The sequence below is a fragment of the Streptomyces sp. NPDC007189 genome, assembly GCF_040703635.1.
In the GTDB taxonomy this organism is placed as follows: Bacteria; Actinomycetota; Actinomycetes; order Streptomycetales; family Streptomycetaceae; genus Streptomyces.
Genome location: NZ_JBEYEY010000010.1, coordinates 255,310 through 271,668 on the forward strand (window position 1 = coordinate 255,310; position 16,359 = coordinate 271,668).

The following is a 16,359-nucleotide window of genomic DNA, read 5'->3' on the forward strand; positions in this document are numbered from 1 at the left end:
AGACCCCAACCCCCATGTCACAGATCAGCGGGCTGTTTCGTCTGAGATCTCGGAGAGCGACTTGGGATCCGAGAGGTGATGGTCATGCGCGTGTTCGTGCCGGGTAGGCCCGATCCAGGGCAGGAGAGGCCCGCGTGAGCCGGGTCGAGGAGTTCGAGGAGCTGCGGCCGCTGCTGTTCTCCATCGCCTACCGCGTCCTCGGCAGCGTGACCGAGGCCGAGGACGCGGTCCAGGAGACCTGGCTGCGCTACGACCTCTCGCCCAGCCGGCCGGCCTCGGTCAGGGCGTTCCTCTCGGCCACGGTCACCCGGATCTCCATCGACGTGCTGCGCTCGGCCCGGGTCCGGCGCGAGGAGTACGTCGGACCGTGGTTCCCGGAACCGCTGCTCACCGACCCCTACCAGGACCCCGAGCACTCGGCGGAACTGGCCGACTCCCTGTCCATGGCGTCCCTGCTCCTGCTGGAGCGGCTCAGCCCCCTCGAGCGGGCGGTGTTCGTCCTGCGCGAGGTGTTCGCCTTCGGGTTCCCCGAGATCGCCTCGGCCGTGGGCCGCTCCGAGGCGGCCTGCCGCCAGCTCGCCGTACGCGCGCGCCGCCACATGGACGCGGGCAGGCCCCGCTTCGAGGCCGACCGCAGGGAACGCGAGGAACTCGCCGTACGGTTCTTCGCCGCCCTGAAGGAGGGTGACGTCGACGGGCTGCGTCAACTCCTCGCCGCCGACGTCCAGATGGTCGCCGACAGCGGCGGCAAGGCTCCCCGGTGGGCCGGCGGCATCCACGGCGTCGACCAGATGTGCCGGATGCTCGACACCCTCCTCGTGCCGTTCCTCGCCATCGGGGGCGTGGTGGAGCCACGCGAGGTCAACGGCCGGCCCGGCGCGGTCCTCCGCGACCGTGACGGCAAGGTCGTCAACATCTGGACCCTCGACATCCTCGGCGGGCGGATCCAGGCGATTCGCACGGTCAGCAACCCCGACAAGCTCGGCCACATGGGTCCCGTCGCGGACGCCTGGGCGCTGCTGCGCGAAGCACAGCGCGCCCGGCACGACACGGCCGGCCGGGAAGGGGAGATCTGACGGCAGTATCTCTGGCGTCCGGGACCTGTGTCAGGAAAATGCCGTGTTGAGGTCCGGTCCGGGTTGAGTTTATAAAGGTCGGCACCGAGTTCTCCGGAAGTCGACACTCGCGGCGGCGGGCGTCGTCGACGAATGCGTCGGCGTTTCTCGGTGGCGTTCGAGCGGGTAATGGGTGGGGGAGGGATTTCGGTAGCAAATCCCGTGGGCGCGCCCCGGAGGGGGCCATCGGGGCTGCGGGGCCGGGAGGTGCGGCCGGGCGGGTTACCCCGGGGCCTGCATGACCAAACCAGATTGCCTCCATTGTTATCTCGCCGTGATGCGAATCGGGCGCGAGATGCGTGCGGTTCGGTCGTGCCAGAGGGACGATCGGGCTCCGGTTGACGGATCCCCGCTGCTCGCCGCAGGTCGCGGCCGTGTTGAGGCCTCAACGCCCGCCCGGGACACAGCACTGTCATGCGCGCGCCGCGGGGTCGTCACAGGACGGTGCGGTCCCCCCCGGTGCGCGCGTGACCGAACCGAACCCCGCCTCCGAACCCCCGCTACGCGCGATGACCGAACCCGCCCGCCGCAGACACCGCAGTGTTTCCCGGCCGGCCCGGACCTGCGTTGACTCCCCGGACGCGCCCCACCTAATGTCGCCGGCATCGACGCAGATAAACGAATGGAACGGACGTGCCGTGGCGGCCTCTTCCATTTCGTCACTGCTTCGCATTCCGAGTACGTGTGACGTCCAGGAGGCGATATTCCCATGCTCCCGCACGCCGACAGGTCGACAAAGGTCAGTGGTCATCCGGAATTCCCGCGCAGCGCCCGCCGAGGAGACCGCCGGCCGGCCGCTCCGCACCATGTCACCTGCATGGCGAGCCTCGATCCCGGGCTCAAGATAGAAGCGGCCAACGCCGACTTCTTCCGGCACGTCGCACGGCCGTCCACGGAGGTCTGCGGACGCAGCATCTACGACGTCCTGCACCCCAGCGCCCGCACCGTGCTGTCCCAGCACTTCTCCCACCTGTCGACCGGCCACGGCAGCCGATTCGTCGAGCGGGTGGTCGCGATGCGCGGGCACGACCGGGTCTTCTCCGCGGAGATCACCGGCATCGCCGTCAAGGGCGAGGGGGACGACCTCTCCGGCGTCGTCGTCCTGATGAGCCCGGACGACGAGCCCACCGAGGCGGCGGAGCGGCCCGCCAAGCCCACGCCGATCCTCACCGCTCTCGACGCCCGCATCCTGGAGGGCGTCGCCACCGGCGCCTCCACCGTGCAGCTGGCCTCGCGGCTCTACCTCAGCCGGCAGGGCGTCGAGTACCACGTCGGCCTGATGCTGCGCCGGTTCAAGGCCCCCAACCGTGCCGCGCTCGTCTCCCGCGCCTACTCCATGGGCGTTCTCACGGTCGGCAGCTGGCCGCCCCGCGCCGTGCCCGACTTCGTGAAGTGACGCCGCCGCCACGGCCCTCCGACGCCGGCTTCCCCGCTCCTACCGGGGAAGCCGGCGTTCGTCGTTCGTCGTTCCGCACGCCCGGGGAGCGGGGTGCGGAACGTCACCGCCCGGGGCCCGGGGGCGTACGGAACGTGAGCGTCGTACGGGCCCGTCCCTGTGCACGTCCCATCGGCGCGGTACGTCTCGTCAGCGGCGGTGCCCGCCGATGCCCTCGTCGTCGGCGTCCGGCCACGGGGCGTGCGGGTGCGGCCCCTCGTGCACCGGAACCGGGACCATCTCCCGCGCCACCCCCTTCGCCCCACGCACGGCCGTCACCGGCAGCCCCGCACCCGGCAGGTCCTCCATGTCCACCTGGAAGCGGTCCAGGTCGTTCATCAGCCTGCGGATGTAAGGGGAATCGCCGCCGGCCGACCGCAGCGACTCGACACTGCCGCGCAGTCTCACCAGGGCGTCGCGCACCTCCGCCAGCTCCGCGCTCATCTGCATTCCCTCCGTCTTCGGGGCCGGACAGGCGCCCGCACGCACGCCGGGCCGGCACCGCCCCTGCCGGGCGGCACCGCCTCATTGAGAAGGACCGGCCCCGGCGAGCGCAACACCCGCCACCGCCCGGCCCATCATGTCTGGGCGTTTCCCGAAACCCCCGGTCCCAGCGCCGAGTTCCTGCCCTGCCCGACACCGGGGGAATCTAGGGGCCGCCCTAGTGGGTGCGCGCCTAGCGTGGGGAGCCCGACGGCCCGGGAACCCCCAGCCCTGCCCCGACCGGCCGGAACGGGCCGTCGACCACGCCGTGCGCCGAACGCATGCCGTCAGCACGGGCTGCCCGACGTCCGCGGGCCCACAGGGCTGGGCCGACAAGCTGGTGGAGTGGAATGAGCGAGTCAGAACGCACACGGTACGGGCTCAACGCCGCGCCCCGGCGTGCCATCGCCGTCATCGGCCTGGCCTGCCGTCTGCCCGGCGCCCCGGACGCCGACGCCCTGTGGCGTCTGCTGCGCTCCGGCGACAGCGCCGTACGCCCCACCCCCGCCGACCGGCTGCGGCTCGCCGGCGCCCCCGCCGAGGGCACACCCGGCGACGACGCACCCCGCTGGGGCGGTTACCTCGACGACGTCACCGGCTTCGACGCCGGCTTCTTCGGCATCTCGCCCCGCGAGGCCGACGCCATGGACCCGCAGCAGCGCCTGGTGCTCGAACTCGCCTGGGAGGCCCTGGAGGACTCCCGCGTCGTCCCCGCACGCCTCGGCGCCACCAGCACCGGCGTCTTCATCGGCGCCGCCCACGACGACTACGCGACCCTCGCCCACGGGCTCGACCCGGACAGCGTCACCCACCAGTCGTTCACCGGCACCCACCGCGCCCTCATCGCGAACCGGATCTCCTACCTGCTCGGCCTGCGCGGCCCCAGCATCACCCTCGACTCCGCCCAGTCCTCCTCGCTCGTCGCTCTCCACCTCGCCTGCGAGAGCCTGCGCAGCGGCGACAGCGAGATCGCCCTCGCCGGCGGCGTCAACCTCCAACTCGCCCCGCAGAGCAGCCTCTTCCCCCACCGCTTCGGCGCGCTCTCGCCCGACGGTCGCTGCTACACCTTCGACGCCCGCGCCAACGGCTACGTCCGCGGCGAGGGCGGCGGGCTCGTCGTCCTGAAGCCGCTCGACCGCGCCCTCGCCGACGGCGACCCGATCCGCGCCGTCATCCGCGGCAGCGCCCTCAACAACGACGGCGGCGGCACCACCCTCACCGCCCCCGACGCCGCCGCCCAGGAAGACGTCGTCCGCCGCGCCCTGCGCAACGCCGGAGCCGCCCCCGACGACATCCAGTACGTCGAACTCCACGGCACCGGAACCCCGGTCGGCGACCCCGTGGAGGCGGCGGCCCTCGGCGCCGTCCTCGGCGCCGGACGACCCGCCGACGCACCGCCGCTGCACGTCGGCTCCGTGAAGACCAACCTCGGCCACCTTGAAGGCGCGGCGGGCATAGCCGGCCTGCTCAAGACGATCCTCGCACTCCAGCACCGAGAACTCCCGCCCAGCCTCAACCACGAGACCCCCAACCCCGACATCCCCCTCGACACCCTGCGCCTGCGCGTCCGGACCGCTCTCGGCCCCTGGCCCCGGCCCGACACCACCCTCATGGCCGGCGTCTCCTCCTTCGGCATGGGCGGGACGAACGCGCATGTGGTGCTGGAGGAGGCGCCGGGCGTTCCGGAGCCGGTGGAGCGCGGGGAGCAGCCGGGTTCTGTGTTCGCGGCGGGTGGTGCGGTGCCGTGGGTGGTGTCGGGTCGTGGTCGGGAGGGTCTGGCCGGGCAGGCGGGTCGACTGGCTGCCTTCGCGGGGTCGGCGGGGGAGTCCGTGCGGTCCGTGGATGTGGCCTGGTCGCTGGCGGCGACGCGTACCGCGTTCGAGAACCGTGCCGTGGTGCTCGGCTCCGGGGTGAGTGAAGCCGGTTCACTGCTGGGTGAGTTGGCGTCCGGTGGAGTGTCCGCTTCGGGTGTGGTGCGCGGTGCCGTGTCCGCGCGTGCTGATCGTGTCGCTTTTGTGTTCCCGGGTCAGGGGGCGCAGTGGGCCGGTATGGGGCGGGAGTTGTGGGATGCCTCGCCGGTGTTCGCCTCTTCGATGGAGGCGTGTGAGCGGGCTCTGGCGCCGTATGTCGACTGGTCGTTGAGCGAGGTCGTGCGTGGTGGCGATGAGTTGGCTGATGTTGATGTGGTGCAGCCGGTGTCGTGGGCGGTGATGGTGTCGCTGGCGGCGGTGTGGCGTGCGTGTGGTGTTCAGCCGTCCGTCGTCGTGGGGCATTCGCAGGGGGAGATCGCCGCTGCCGTGGTGGCGGGTGGTCTGTCGTTGGAGGATGGGGCGCGGGTGGTGGCGCTGCGGTCGAGGGCGATTCGTGCGATCGCCGGCCGTGGGGGCATGGTGTCCGTCGCGCTGTCTCTGGAGCAGGTGCAAGACCTCGTTGCGCAGTGGGCCGGGCGTATCGACATCGCCGCGGTGAATGGGCCGTCCTCCGTGGTCGTCGCCGGTGATGCCGACGCTTTGGATGAGCTGATGGCTCACTGCGAGGGTGCTGACATTCGGGCCCGTCGTATCCCGGTGGACTACGCCTCGCACACCTGGCATGTGGAGGCCATTCAGGACGAGTTGGCGCGGGCGCTGGCTCCCGTGAGCCCGCGCTCCGGTGACGTGCCGTTCTTCTCGACCACCGAGGCCGCCGTCATCGACACGGCTCGGCTGGACGGCGGTTACTGGTACCGGAACCTGCGCCACAGGGTCCGGTTCGCCGACGCGGTCCAGGGGCTCATCGACCAGGGCTACTCGGCGTTCGTCGAAGTCAGCTCCCACCCGGTGCTCGGGATGCCGGTCCAGGACGCGGCTCCCGACGCCGTGGTCGTGAGCACCTTGCGCCGTAACGCGGGTGGTGTCGACCGCTTCCTGACCTCCCTCGCCGAGGCCTGGGTGCGCGGTGTGCCGGTGGACTGGACACGGGTGCTGGCCGGTCAGGGCGGCCGTACGATCGCGCTGCCGACCTATGCCTTCCAGCGCCGCCGGTACTGGCTGGACGGTGAGGCGTCCCGTCGTACGGTGTCGTTCGCGCAGCCGGCCGAGTCGGAGCAGGCCGGGTCCGGGGCGGCGGTGACGGGGCAGGGTGATCTGCTCCAGCGGATCCGGGCGCACGCCGCCGCCGTGCTGGGACACGCCGGTGCCGGGGACGTGGACGCCTCGCTGACGTTCAAGGCGCTGGGCTTCGACTCCGCCACCTCGGTCGAACTGCGGAACCGGGTCGTCGCCGACACGGGAGTCTCCTTGCCCGCCTCGGTCCTGTTCGACCACCCGACCCCGCAGGCGCTCGCCCGCCATGTGCGCCACCTGCTCGAAGGCGGCACCGAGTCGGTGGCCGAGGCGGCGGTGGAGCCGAGGGCCGCGGGCGACGAGGACCCGATTGCCGTCGTCGCCATGGGCTGCCGACTGCCCGGCGGCATCCGCACCCCCGAGGAACTGTGGGAGCTGCTGGCGGCCGGCGGTGACACCGTCTCGGCGTTCCCGGCGGACCGCGGCTGGGACCTGGAGAATCTGTACCATCCCGACCCCGAGCATCATGGCACGACCTATGCCCGCTCCGGTTCGTTCCTGTACGACGCGGCCGAGTTCGACCCGTTCTTCTTCGGCATCTCGCCGCGAGAGGCCGAGGCGATGGATCCGCAGCAGCGGCTGCTGCTCGAAGTCTCCTGGGAGGCCCTGGAGCGGGCCGGCATCGACCCCGCCGGCCTGCGCGAGAGCGACGGCGGCGTGTTCGTCGGACTCATGCAGCAGGAGTACGGTCCCGGGCTCCAGCACGCCCCCGAGTCCGTCGACGGATACCTGCTGACGGGGACCTCCTGCAGTGTCGCCAGCGGGCGGATCGCCTACGTCCTCGGGCTGCGCGGACAGGCCGTGACCGTGGACACCGCATGCTCGTCCTCCCTGGTCGCCCTGCACATGGCCGTCCAGGCGCTGCGGTCCGGCGAGTGCTCGTTCGCGCTCGCGGGCGGCGCCACGGTCATGGCGGAGCCGGGGATCTTCGTGGAGTTCAGCCGGCAGCGGGGGCTGGCGGCGGACGGCCGGTGCAAGCCGTTCGCGGCGGGTGCGGACGGTACGGGCTGGGGTGAGGGTGTCGGTGTGCTGCTGCTGGAGCGGCTGTCGGACGCCCGTCGCCACGGTCATCCGGTGCTGGCGGTGATCCGGGGTTCGGCGGTCAACCAGGACGGTGCGAGCAACGGCCTTACCGCGCCCAACGGCCCCTCGCAGGAGCGTGTCATCCGGGCCGCGCTGGCCAACGCCCGGCTCACCCCCGACCTGGTGGACGCGGTCGAGGCGCACGGTACGGGTACCACCCTCGGCGACCCGATCGAGGCCCAGGCGCTGCTGGACACCTACGGGCGCAACCGGGACCCCGAACGCCCGCTGTGGCTGGGTTCGTTGAAGTCCAACATCGGCCACACCCAGGCCGCCGCGGGTGTGGCGGGCGTGATGAAGATGGTCCTCGCGATGCAGCACGGGGTGCTGCCGCGGACTCTGAACGTGGACGAGCCGACTCCGCACGTCGACTGGTCGGCGGGCGCGGTGTCGCTGCTGACCGAACCTGTGGCGTGGCCGCGCGTCGAGGGGCGTCCGCGCCGGGCCGGTGTGTCGTCGTTCGGCATCAGCGGGACGAACGCGCATGTGTTGCTGGAGGAGGCGCCTAGCGCTCCGGATCCCGTGGAGCCGTCGGAGTGGGAGCCGGTGTTCGCCGCCGGTGGTGTCCTGCCGTGGGTGGTGTCGGGCCGCGGTGCGGACGGATTGACGGGGCAGGCGGGCCGGTTGGCCCTGTTCGCCGGGTCGGCGGCGGAGTCCGTGCGGCCTGTGGATGTGGCGTGGTCGCTGGCCGCGACGCGGACTGCGTTCGAGAACCGGGCCGTGATCCTGGGCTGTGAGGCAGAGGAACTGCTCCCCGCCGTGCGGGAGTTGTCTGTGGGCGCCGAGGTGATGCCCTCCTCCGTGATACGGGGCCGGACGACCCAGGGCATCGACGGTGTGGTGTTCGTGTTCCCGGGTCAGGGGGCGCAGTGGGCGGGTATGGGGCGGGAGTTGTGGGATGCCTCGCCGGTGTTCGCCTCTTCGATGGAGGCGTGTGAGCGGGCTCTGGCGCCGTATGTCGGCTGGTCGTTGAGCGAGGTCGTGCGTGGCGGCGGCGAGTTGGCTGATGTTGATGTGGTGCAGCCGGTGTCGTGGGCGGTGATGGTGTCGCTGGCGGCGGTGTGGCGTGCGTGTGGTGTTCAGCCGTCGGTGGTGGTGGGGCATTCGCAGGGGGAGATCGCCGCTGCCGTGGTGGCGGGTGGGTTGTCGTTGGATGATGGGGCGCGGGTGGTGGCGCTGCGGTCGAGGGCGATTCGTGCGATCGCCGGCCGTGGGGGCATGGTGTCCGTCGCGCTGTCTCTGGAGCAGGTGGAAGACCTCGTTGCGCAGTGGGCCGGGCGTATCGACATCGCCGCGGTCAATGGGCCGTCCTCCGTGGTCGTCGCCGGTGATGCCGACGCTTTGGATGAGCTGGTGGCTCACTGTGAGGGCGTCGACATTCGGGCCCGTCGTATTCCGGTGGACTACGCCTCGCACACCTGGCATGTAGAGGCCATTGAGGACGAGTTGGCGCGGGCGCTTGCTCCTGTGGCCCCGCAGTCGAGTGAGGTGCCCTTCTTCTCCACGGTCGAGGCCGAGGTGATCGACACGGCTCGGCTGGACGGCGGTTACTGGTACCGCAACCTGCGCCACAGGGTCCGGTTCGCCGATGCGGTCCAGGGGCTGATCGACCAGGGCTACTCGGCGTTCGTCGAGGTCAGCTCGCACCCGGTGCTCGGGATGCCGGTGCAGGAGGCCGCCCCGGACGCTGTCGTCGTGGGGACCCTGCGCCGCAACGAGGGCGGCGCCCCCCGCTTCCTCACGTCCCTCGCCGAGGCCTGGGTGCGCGGCATCCCGGTCGACTGGACGCGTGTCCTCGCTGGTCAGGGTGGCCGTACCGTCGCCTTGCCGACGTACGCCTTCCAGCACCGCCGTTACTGGCTGGAGAAGACCGTACCCGCCACCGCCGTCGCCGTCTCGGACACCGTGGACGCCCGTTTCTGGGAGGCCGTCGAGCGCGAGGACCTCGAATCGCTCGCCGAAGCGCTGCACTTGCCGGACAGCGAGCCGTTGGCCGAGGTGCTGCCCGCCCTGTCGAACTGGCGCCGGGGCGAAGTGGCCCGGTCGGCGGTGGACGGTTGGCGGTACAAGGTGGTGTGGAAGCCGATGGGGCCGGAGTCCCGGCCGGTCACGCTGGACGGTGAGTGGCTGCTCGTGGTGCCCGAGGGCGAAGCCGCCCTCGCAGAGTTCGTCGTCACTGTGGCCGACGCGCTCACCCGCCACGGCGCCCGCGTACGCACGCTGACCCTCGCTTCACACCACGCCGAAACCGCCGTTCTCGGGTCCGTGCTCGACGAGGCGCTGGCCGGCCTGGACGCGCCGCTGGCCGGGGTGCTGGCGCTGACCGGGCTGGACGACAGCCCGCTGCCCGAGCACCCCGTGCTGTCCACCGGGGCCGCGCTCACCGTGTCGCTGCTCCAGGCTCTCGGCCGGGCCGGTGTGAGCGCACCGCTGTGGTGTGCCACGCAGGGGGCCGTGGCCGTCGGGGACCAGGAGACGCTCACCCGCCCGGAGCAGGCGGCCGTCTGGGGCCTCGGCCGGGTCGCGGCGCTGGAGTTCCCCGAGCGCTGGGGCGGTCTGGTGGACCTGCCCGAGCGGCTCGACGGCCGGGACGCCGCCGCCCTCTGCGCCGTACTGGCGGCGCGCGGTGACGCCCTGGAGGACCAGGTCGCCCTGCGGGGCGGCACCACGTTCGTCCGGCGTCTGATGCCGGCCCCCCTGTCCCAGCGTCCCCACTCCACGGGCTCCGGCACCCACGCCGCTCCCCGCCGCTGGACCCCCACCGGCACCGCGCTCGTGACCGGCGGCACCGGTGCCCTCGGCGCGCACGTCGCCCGCTGGCTGGCCCGGAGCGGCGCCGAGGACGTGGTGCTGGTCGGCCGGCGTGGCGCCACCGACCCCGCGGCCCTGGCGGAGCTGGAGGCCGAAGTCGCCCCGTACGGCACCCGGCTGACCGTTGCCGCCTGCGACGTCGCCGACCGCGCGGCGCTGGAGGAGCTGCTGAGCTCCCTGCGCGCCCAGGGCCGTACCGTCCGCACGGTGGTGCACGCCGCCGGTGTCGGCGTCCTCGGCGCGCTCGACGACCTCGGGCTCACGGAGTTCGCCGAGGTCACCGCCGGCAAGGTGGCCGGCGCCCGGAACCTCACCGAGATCCTGGACCCCGCCGAGACCGACGCACTGATCTGCTTCTCCTCCATCTCCGGCATCTGGGGTGTCGCCGACCACGCGGCGTACGCCGCCGCCAACGCCACCCTGGACGCGCTCGCCGAGAACGCGCGCCGGACCCGCGGGCTGCCCGCTCTGTCCGTGGCGTGGGGTCCCTGGGACGGCGGCGGCATGATCAGCGAGGAGATGCGCGATCCGCTACGGCGCCGCGGCATCCCCGTCATCGCCCCCGAGCCCGCGATGGTGGCGCTCCAGCAGGCACTGGACCACGACGACACCGTGGTGGCCGTCGCGGACGTCGACTGGAACCGGTTCGTCTCCGTCTTCACCGTCGCCCGTTCCGCCCCGCTCATCGCACACCTCAAGCCCAAGGCCCCCGCGGACACCGCCCGCCCCGCCCGCGACGGCTCCCACAGCACGGCCGGCGACGGCGACGGTCACGGCACGGGCGCCTCGACGCTCGCCGAGCGGCTGCACACCCTGCCCGCCGCCGACCGCGACCGCTACGTCCAGGACCTCGTGCGCGCCGAGGCCGCCGCCGTGCTCGGCCACTCCTCGGCGGACGCCGTCGATGCGGCGTACGCCTTCAAGGAACTCGGTTTCGACTCGGTGAGCGCCGTCGAACTGCGCAACCGCCTCACCGCCCGCACCGGCCTGAAGATCGCCACGACCGTCGTCTTCGACCACCCCACGCCGCTCGCGCTCGCCCAACACCTGCGCCACCTGGCCCTGGGCGAGGGCGAGACCCCGCGCGAAGCCGCCGCCGCCCTCCAACCGGCCCGCTCCGTCCCGCGCGAGGGCGCCACCGACGACGACCCCATCGCCGTCGTCGCCATGGCCTGTCGCTACCCGGGCGGCATCGGATCGCCCGACGACCTCTGGCGTGTCGTCACCGCCGGCGAGGACGTCATCACCGGCTTCCCCGCCGACCGCGGCTGGGACACGACGCGGCTCTACGACCCCGACCCCGCACGCCCAGGCACCAGCTATGTCCGGCACGGCGGATTCCTGCACGACGCCGGGCACTTCGACGCGGCCTTCTTCGGCATCTCACCGCGCGAGGCCGAGGCGATGGACCCCCAGCAGCGCCTGCTCCTGGAGACGTCCTGGGAGGCCCTGGAGCGCGCCGGAATCGACCCGAGGAGCCTGCGCGGCAGCCGCACCGGAGTCTTCACCGGCCTCACCGACCAGAACTACGGAACACGCCTCAGCCGCAGCACCGACGGCACCGAGGGCTACCTCGTCACCGGCGCCTCCACCGCCGTCGCCTCCGGCCGCGTCTCCTACGTCCTCGGTCTGGAAGGGCCCGCGGTGACCGTCGACACCGCCTGCTCGTCCTCGCTGGTCGCGCTGCACCTGGCGGTGGGCTCCCTGCGGTCCGGCGAGTGCTCGATGGCCCTCGCGGGAGCCGCGATGATCATGGCCGACGCGGCGCCGTTCGTCGGGTTCAGCCGGCAGCGGGGCCTCGCACCCGACGGACGCTGCAAGCCCTTCGCCGAAGCCGCCGACGGGTTCGCCCTCGCCGAAGGCGTCGGCGTGGTCCTGCTGGAACGCCTGTCCGACGCCCACCGCAACGGCCACCCCGTGCTGGCGGTCGTACGCGGTACGGCGATCAACCAGGACGGCGCCAGCAACGGCCTCACCGCGCCCAACGGACCCTCGCAGCAGCGCGTCATCCGCGCCGCCCTCGCCGACGCGCGGCTCAGCACCGCCGAGGTGGACGTCGTCGAGGCCCACGGCACCGGCACCCGGCTCGGCGACCCCATCGAGGCGCAGGCCCTGCTCGCCACCTACGGCCAGGACCGGCCACAGGACCGGCCCCTGCTGATCGGCTCCGTGAAGTCCAACATCGGGCACACGCAGACCGCCTCCGGCATGGCGGGCGTCATGAAGATGGTCCTCGCCATGCGCCACGGACTCGTCCCCGGCACCCTGCACGTGGACACGCCCTCCTCCCACGTGGACTGGTCGGCGGGTGCCGTGTCGCTGGTGACCGACGCGGTCGACTGGCCGGACACGGACGGCCGTCCGCGCCGGGCCGGCGTCTCGTCCTTCGGTATCAGCGGGACGAACGCGCATGTGGTGCTGGAGGAGGCGCCGGGTCTACCGGAGCCGGTGGAGTCGGCGCAGCCGGAGCCGGTTTTCGCGGCCGGCGGTGTGGTGCCGTGGGTCGTGTCGGGTCGCGGTGCGGCGGGTCTGGCGGGGCAGGCGGGTCGGCTGGCTGCCTTCGCCGAGTCGGCGGACGAGAACCTGCGGCCGGTGGACGTGGCCTGGTCGCTGGCCGCCACCCGGACCGCGTTCGAGAACCGTGCCGTGGTGCTCGGCTCCGGCATGAGCGAAGTCTCCGAGCAGCTCGGCGAGTTGGCTTCGGATGCCGTGAGCGCGACCGACGCCGTACGAGGCACCGTCACCCCGGGCGCTGATCGTGTCGCTTTTGTGTTCCCGGGTCAGGGGGCGCAGTGGGCTGGTATGGGGCGGGAGTTGTGGGATGCCTCGCCGGTGTTCGCCTCTTCGATGGAGGCGTGTGAGCGGGCTCTGGCGCCGTATGTCGACTGGTCGTTGAGCGAGGTCGTGCGTGGTGGCGATGAGTTGGCTGATGTTGATGTGGTGCAGCCGGTCTCGTGGGCGGTGATGGTGTCGCTGGCGGCGGTGTGGCGTGCGTGTGGTGTTCAGCCATCCGTCGTCGTGGGGCATTCGCAGGGGGAGATCGCCGCTGCAGTGGTGGCGGATGGTCTGTCCTTGGAGGATGGGGCGCGGGTGGTGGCGCTGCGGTCGAAGGCGATTCGTGCGATCGCCGGCCGTGGGGGCATGGTGTCCGTGCCGCTGCCTCTGGAACAGGTCGAGGAACTGCTCACCGGCTGGCAGGGCCGTATCGACATCGCGGCCGTCAACGGGCCGTCCTCCGTGGTCGTGGCCGGTGACGCCGGCGCGCTGGATGAACTGATGGCTCACTTCGAGGATGCCGACATTCGGGCCCGTCGTATCCCGGTGGACTACGCCTCGCACACCTGCCATGTGGAGGCCACTGAGGACGAGTTGGCGCGGGCGCTTGCTCCTGTGGCCCCGCAGTCGAGTGAGGTGCCGTTCTTCTCCACGGTCGATGCCGAGGTGATCGACACGGCTCGGCTGGACGGCGGGTACTGGTACCGGAACCTGCGTCAGCGGGTCCGGTTCGCCGATGCCGTCCAGGGGCTTGTCGACCAGGGCTACTCGGCGTTCGTCGAGGTCAGCTCGCACCCGGTGCTGGGCATGCCGGTGCAGGAGGCCGCCCCGGACGCCGTCGTCGTGGGCACCCTACGCCGTAACAAGGGCGGCCTGTCCCGCTTCCTCACCTCCCTCGCTGAGGCCTGGGTGCGCGGTGTGCCGGTGGACTGGACGCGGGTGCTGGCCGGTCAGGGTGGTCGTACGGTCGCGCTGCCGACGTACGCCTTCCAGCACCGCCGCTACTGGCTCGACGTGCCCGAGCCCGCACCGCTGTCCGGAGCCACGGGCGCCGCCGGGGACGACGTGGACGCCCGCTTCTGGGAGGCCGTCGAGCGCGAGGACCTGGAGGCTCTGACGGACACCCTCGACCTCGCTCCCGAGCGGCGCGAGACGCTGGGGGCGGCCGAGCCGGTGCTGCCCGTGCTGGCAGAATGGCGCAGGCGCAGGCGGGAGAGCGCGCTGCTGGACTCCTGGCGTTACACCGTGACCTGGCAGCCGGCCGACGCGGGCGCCGCCGAACCCGGTGCGCTGCCCTCGCACTGGCTGGTCGTGCTGCCGGGCGGCGGCTCCGAAGCCGGCACGAAGGGCGGAAACGACGGTGGCCTGACGCGCGAGCTGATCGAGCGTCTGCGTGACCGTGAGGGCGTCGAAGCCGTCGAGACCGTTCTCTTCGACGTGGACCGCGACGACCGGACCGCCCTGGCGGCGCGGCTGCGCGCGACGTTGGAGCGCAGACCGGCCGTCGGTGCCGTACTCAACCTGCTGCCCCTCGACCTGGCGGACACCACCTGGGACGACGAGGCGTCGGAGCCCGGCGTGCCACGGCCCGTCACCGCGACCCTGCTGCTCATGCAGGCCCTGACGGACACCTCCGATCAGCTTCCGCTGTGGACCGTCACCCGAGGAGCGGTGACCGTGACTGGACCGGTCTCCCCGAACGGGACATCCGACGGCGGACCCGTGCCGGTACAGGCGGCCGTCTGGGGTCTCGGCCGGGTCTACGGGCTGGAGCACCCGCACTGCTGGGGCGGGCTCCTGGACCTCCCGGCGGCCCCCGGCTCCGCAACCACCGACGGCCGTTCCCCCGCCGACGGCCGATCCGCCACCGATGCCCCCTCCACCACCCCGGAACTCGACGCGCGCACCTGGGACAGGTTCTTCGCAGGCCTGGCTGGTGAAGACGACGAGGACCAGTTCGCCGTCCGCGCCGACGGTCTCTACGTACGCCGCCTCATCCGCAAGCCCGCCGACCCGGACTCCGGGACCAGCACTGGCGCCGCCGGGCGTCGTACGGTCGGGTTCTCCGGTACGACGCTCGTCACGGGCGGCACCGGGGCCCTCGGCGCGCACCTGGCGCGGCGGCTCGCCGCGACCGGTGCCGAGCATCTGCTGCTGGTCAGCCGCCGGGGACTCGACGCGCCGGGCGCGGTCGAGCTGGAGGCGGAACTCACCGCGCTGGGCGCCCGTGTGACCATCGCCGCCTGCGACATCACCGACCGCGACGCGCTGGCCAAGCTGCTCGCGGACGTACCGGAGAGCGCACCCGTCAACGCCGTGGTGCACGCGGCCGGACTGGAACCGCCGGCCGTGGGTGTGGAGGACACCGGCCTCGACGCGCTGCGGGCGGTGGCGGAGGCGAAGATCGCCGGTGCCGTCCATCTGGACGCGCTGCTCGCGGACCGGCCGCTGGAGGCGTTCGTGCTGTTCTCCTCCGGCGCGGGCGTCTGGGGCGACGGCGGGCACTCCGGGTACGCGGCGGCCAACGCCTACCTCGACGCGTTCGCCGAGTGGCGCCGCGCCCGCGGCCGGGTCGCGACGTCCATCGCCTGGGGAGCCTGGGCGGGCGGCGGCATGGTCGACGACGCCGAGAGCGACCGGCTGCGCCGCTACGGCGTGCCCACCATGGACCCGGAGGTGGCCGTCGGCGCGGTGCAGCAGGCGCTCGGACGCGACGAGACGTTCCTCGTCGTCGCCGACGTGCTGTGGGACCGGTTCGCGGCGACCTACTCCGCCGCCCGTCGCCGCCGTCTCTTCGACGAGATCCCCGAGGTGCGCGGCGCCGCCGCCGAGGCCGCCCGCGCCGCCGCGGCCGGTGACGGTGCCGACGGCGGCACGGACGGCGGTCCGTCGGGGGCGTTCGCCGGACGGCTGGCCGGGGTGAGCCGCGCCGAACAGGAGCGGAGGGTGCTCCAGTTGGTCCGCACGCAGGTCGCCGCGGTCCTCGGCCACGACGGCACCGCAGCGATCAGCCCCTCGCACGCCTTCCGCGACCTCGGGTTCGACTCCCTGACCGCCGTGGAACTGCGCAACCGGCTCAAGGACGCCACCGGGCTCGCGCTGCCCGCCACGCTGGTCTTCGACCACCCGACCCCGGCCGCCCTCGCCGGCCGCCTGCTCACCGAACTGGCCCCCGGCACCGAGCAGTCGAGCGGACAGGAGCTGCCGGCGCTGGACGAGCTGGAGACCGCCGTCGCCGCGCTGGACCCGGCCGACGACGCGGCCCGCGGCAGGATCACCGCCCGGCTGCAGGCGCTGCTGTGGCGGCTGTCCGACAGCCCGGCCGAGTCCGCGCCGGCGAGCGCCGGAACCGACGACGACGCACTGCTCGAGGCCGTGTCCGACGACGAGATGTTCGACCTGATCGACAAGGAACTCGGCCTCAACTAGACCGGCCGGACGAGCCGATCCCCCGCGGCCCGTCCGGCCCCCAGCCCCACAACCTGCTGCCTACCACCCGCCGCCCACGACTCGCCCCGCCCGCACGATTCCTTCCGCCCGATTCCCACCGACC

4 protein-coding genes are annotated in these 16,359 nt (G+C 72.7%); 3 read left to right on the forward strand and 1 reads right to left on the reverse strand.

The features are described from left to right. Nucleotides 1-134 precede the first annotated feature (134 nt). On the forward strand, nucleotides 135-1,076 hold the full coding sequence (locus tag AB0950_RS22130; protein ID WP_360155984.1) for an RNA polymerase sigma-70 factor: 942 nt from the start codon (nucleotides 135-137) through the stop codon (nucleotides 1,074-1,076). An 856-nt stretch (nucleotides 1,077-1,932) separates the two neighbouring features. Then, entirely contained in the window at nucleotides 1,933-2,511 is a 579-nt protein-coding gene (locus AB0950_RS22135) for a LuxR C-terminal-related transcriptional regulator (protein WP_360155981.1), read from the forward strand. A gap of 189 nt (nucleotides 2,512-2,700) precedes the next feature. Here the strand turns inward: AB0950_RS22135 and AB0950_RS22140 are convergent, their stop codons facing one another. Continuing rightward, nucleotides 2,701-2,994: a hypothetical protein gene (locus AB0950_RS22140; RefSeq protein WP_360155978.1), complete on the reverse strand. Its 294-nt coding sequence runs from the start codon at nucleotides 2,992-2,994 to the stop codon at nucleotides 2,701-2,703. Nucleotides 2,995-3,383: 389 nt separating this feature from the next. On the opposite strand from AB0950_RS22140, the gene AB0950_RS22145 reads away from it, so the two are divergent. Beyond that, the gene (locus tag AB0950_RS22145; RefSeq protein ID WP_366779265.1) at nucleotides 3,384-16,235 is read left to right on the forward strand and encodes a type I polyketide synthase; all 12,852 of its coding nucleotides are present in this window, start codon (nucleotides 3,384-3,386) and stop codon (nucleotides 16,233-16,235) included. Nucleotides 16,236-16,359 lie beyond the last annotated feature (124 nt).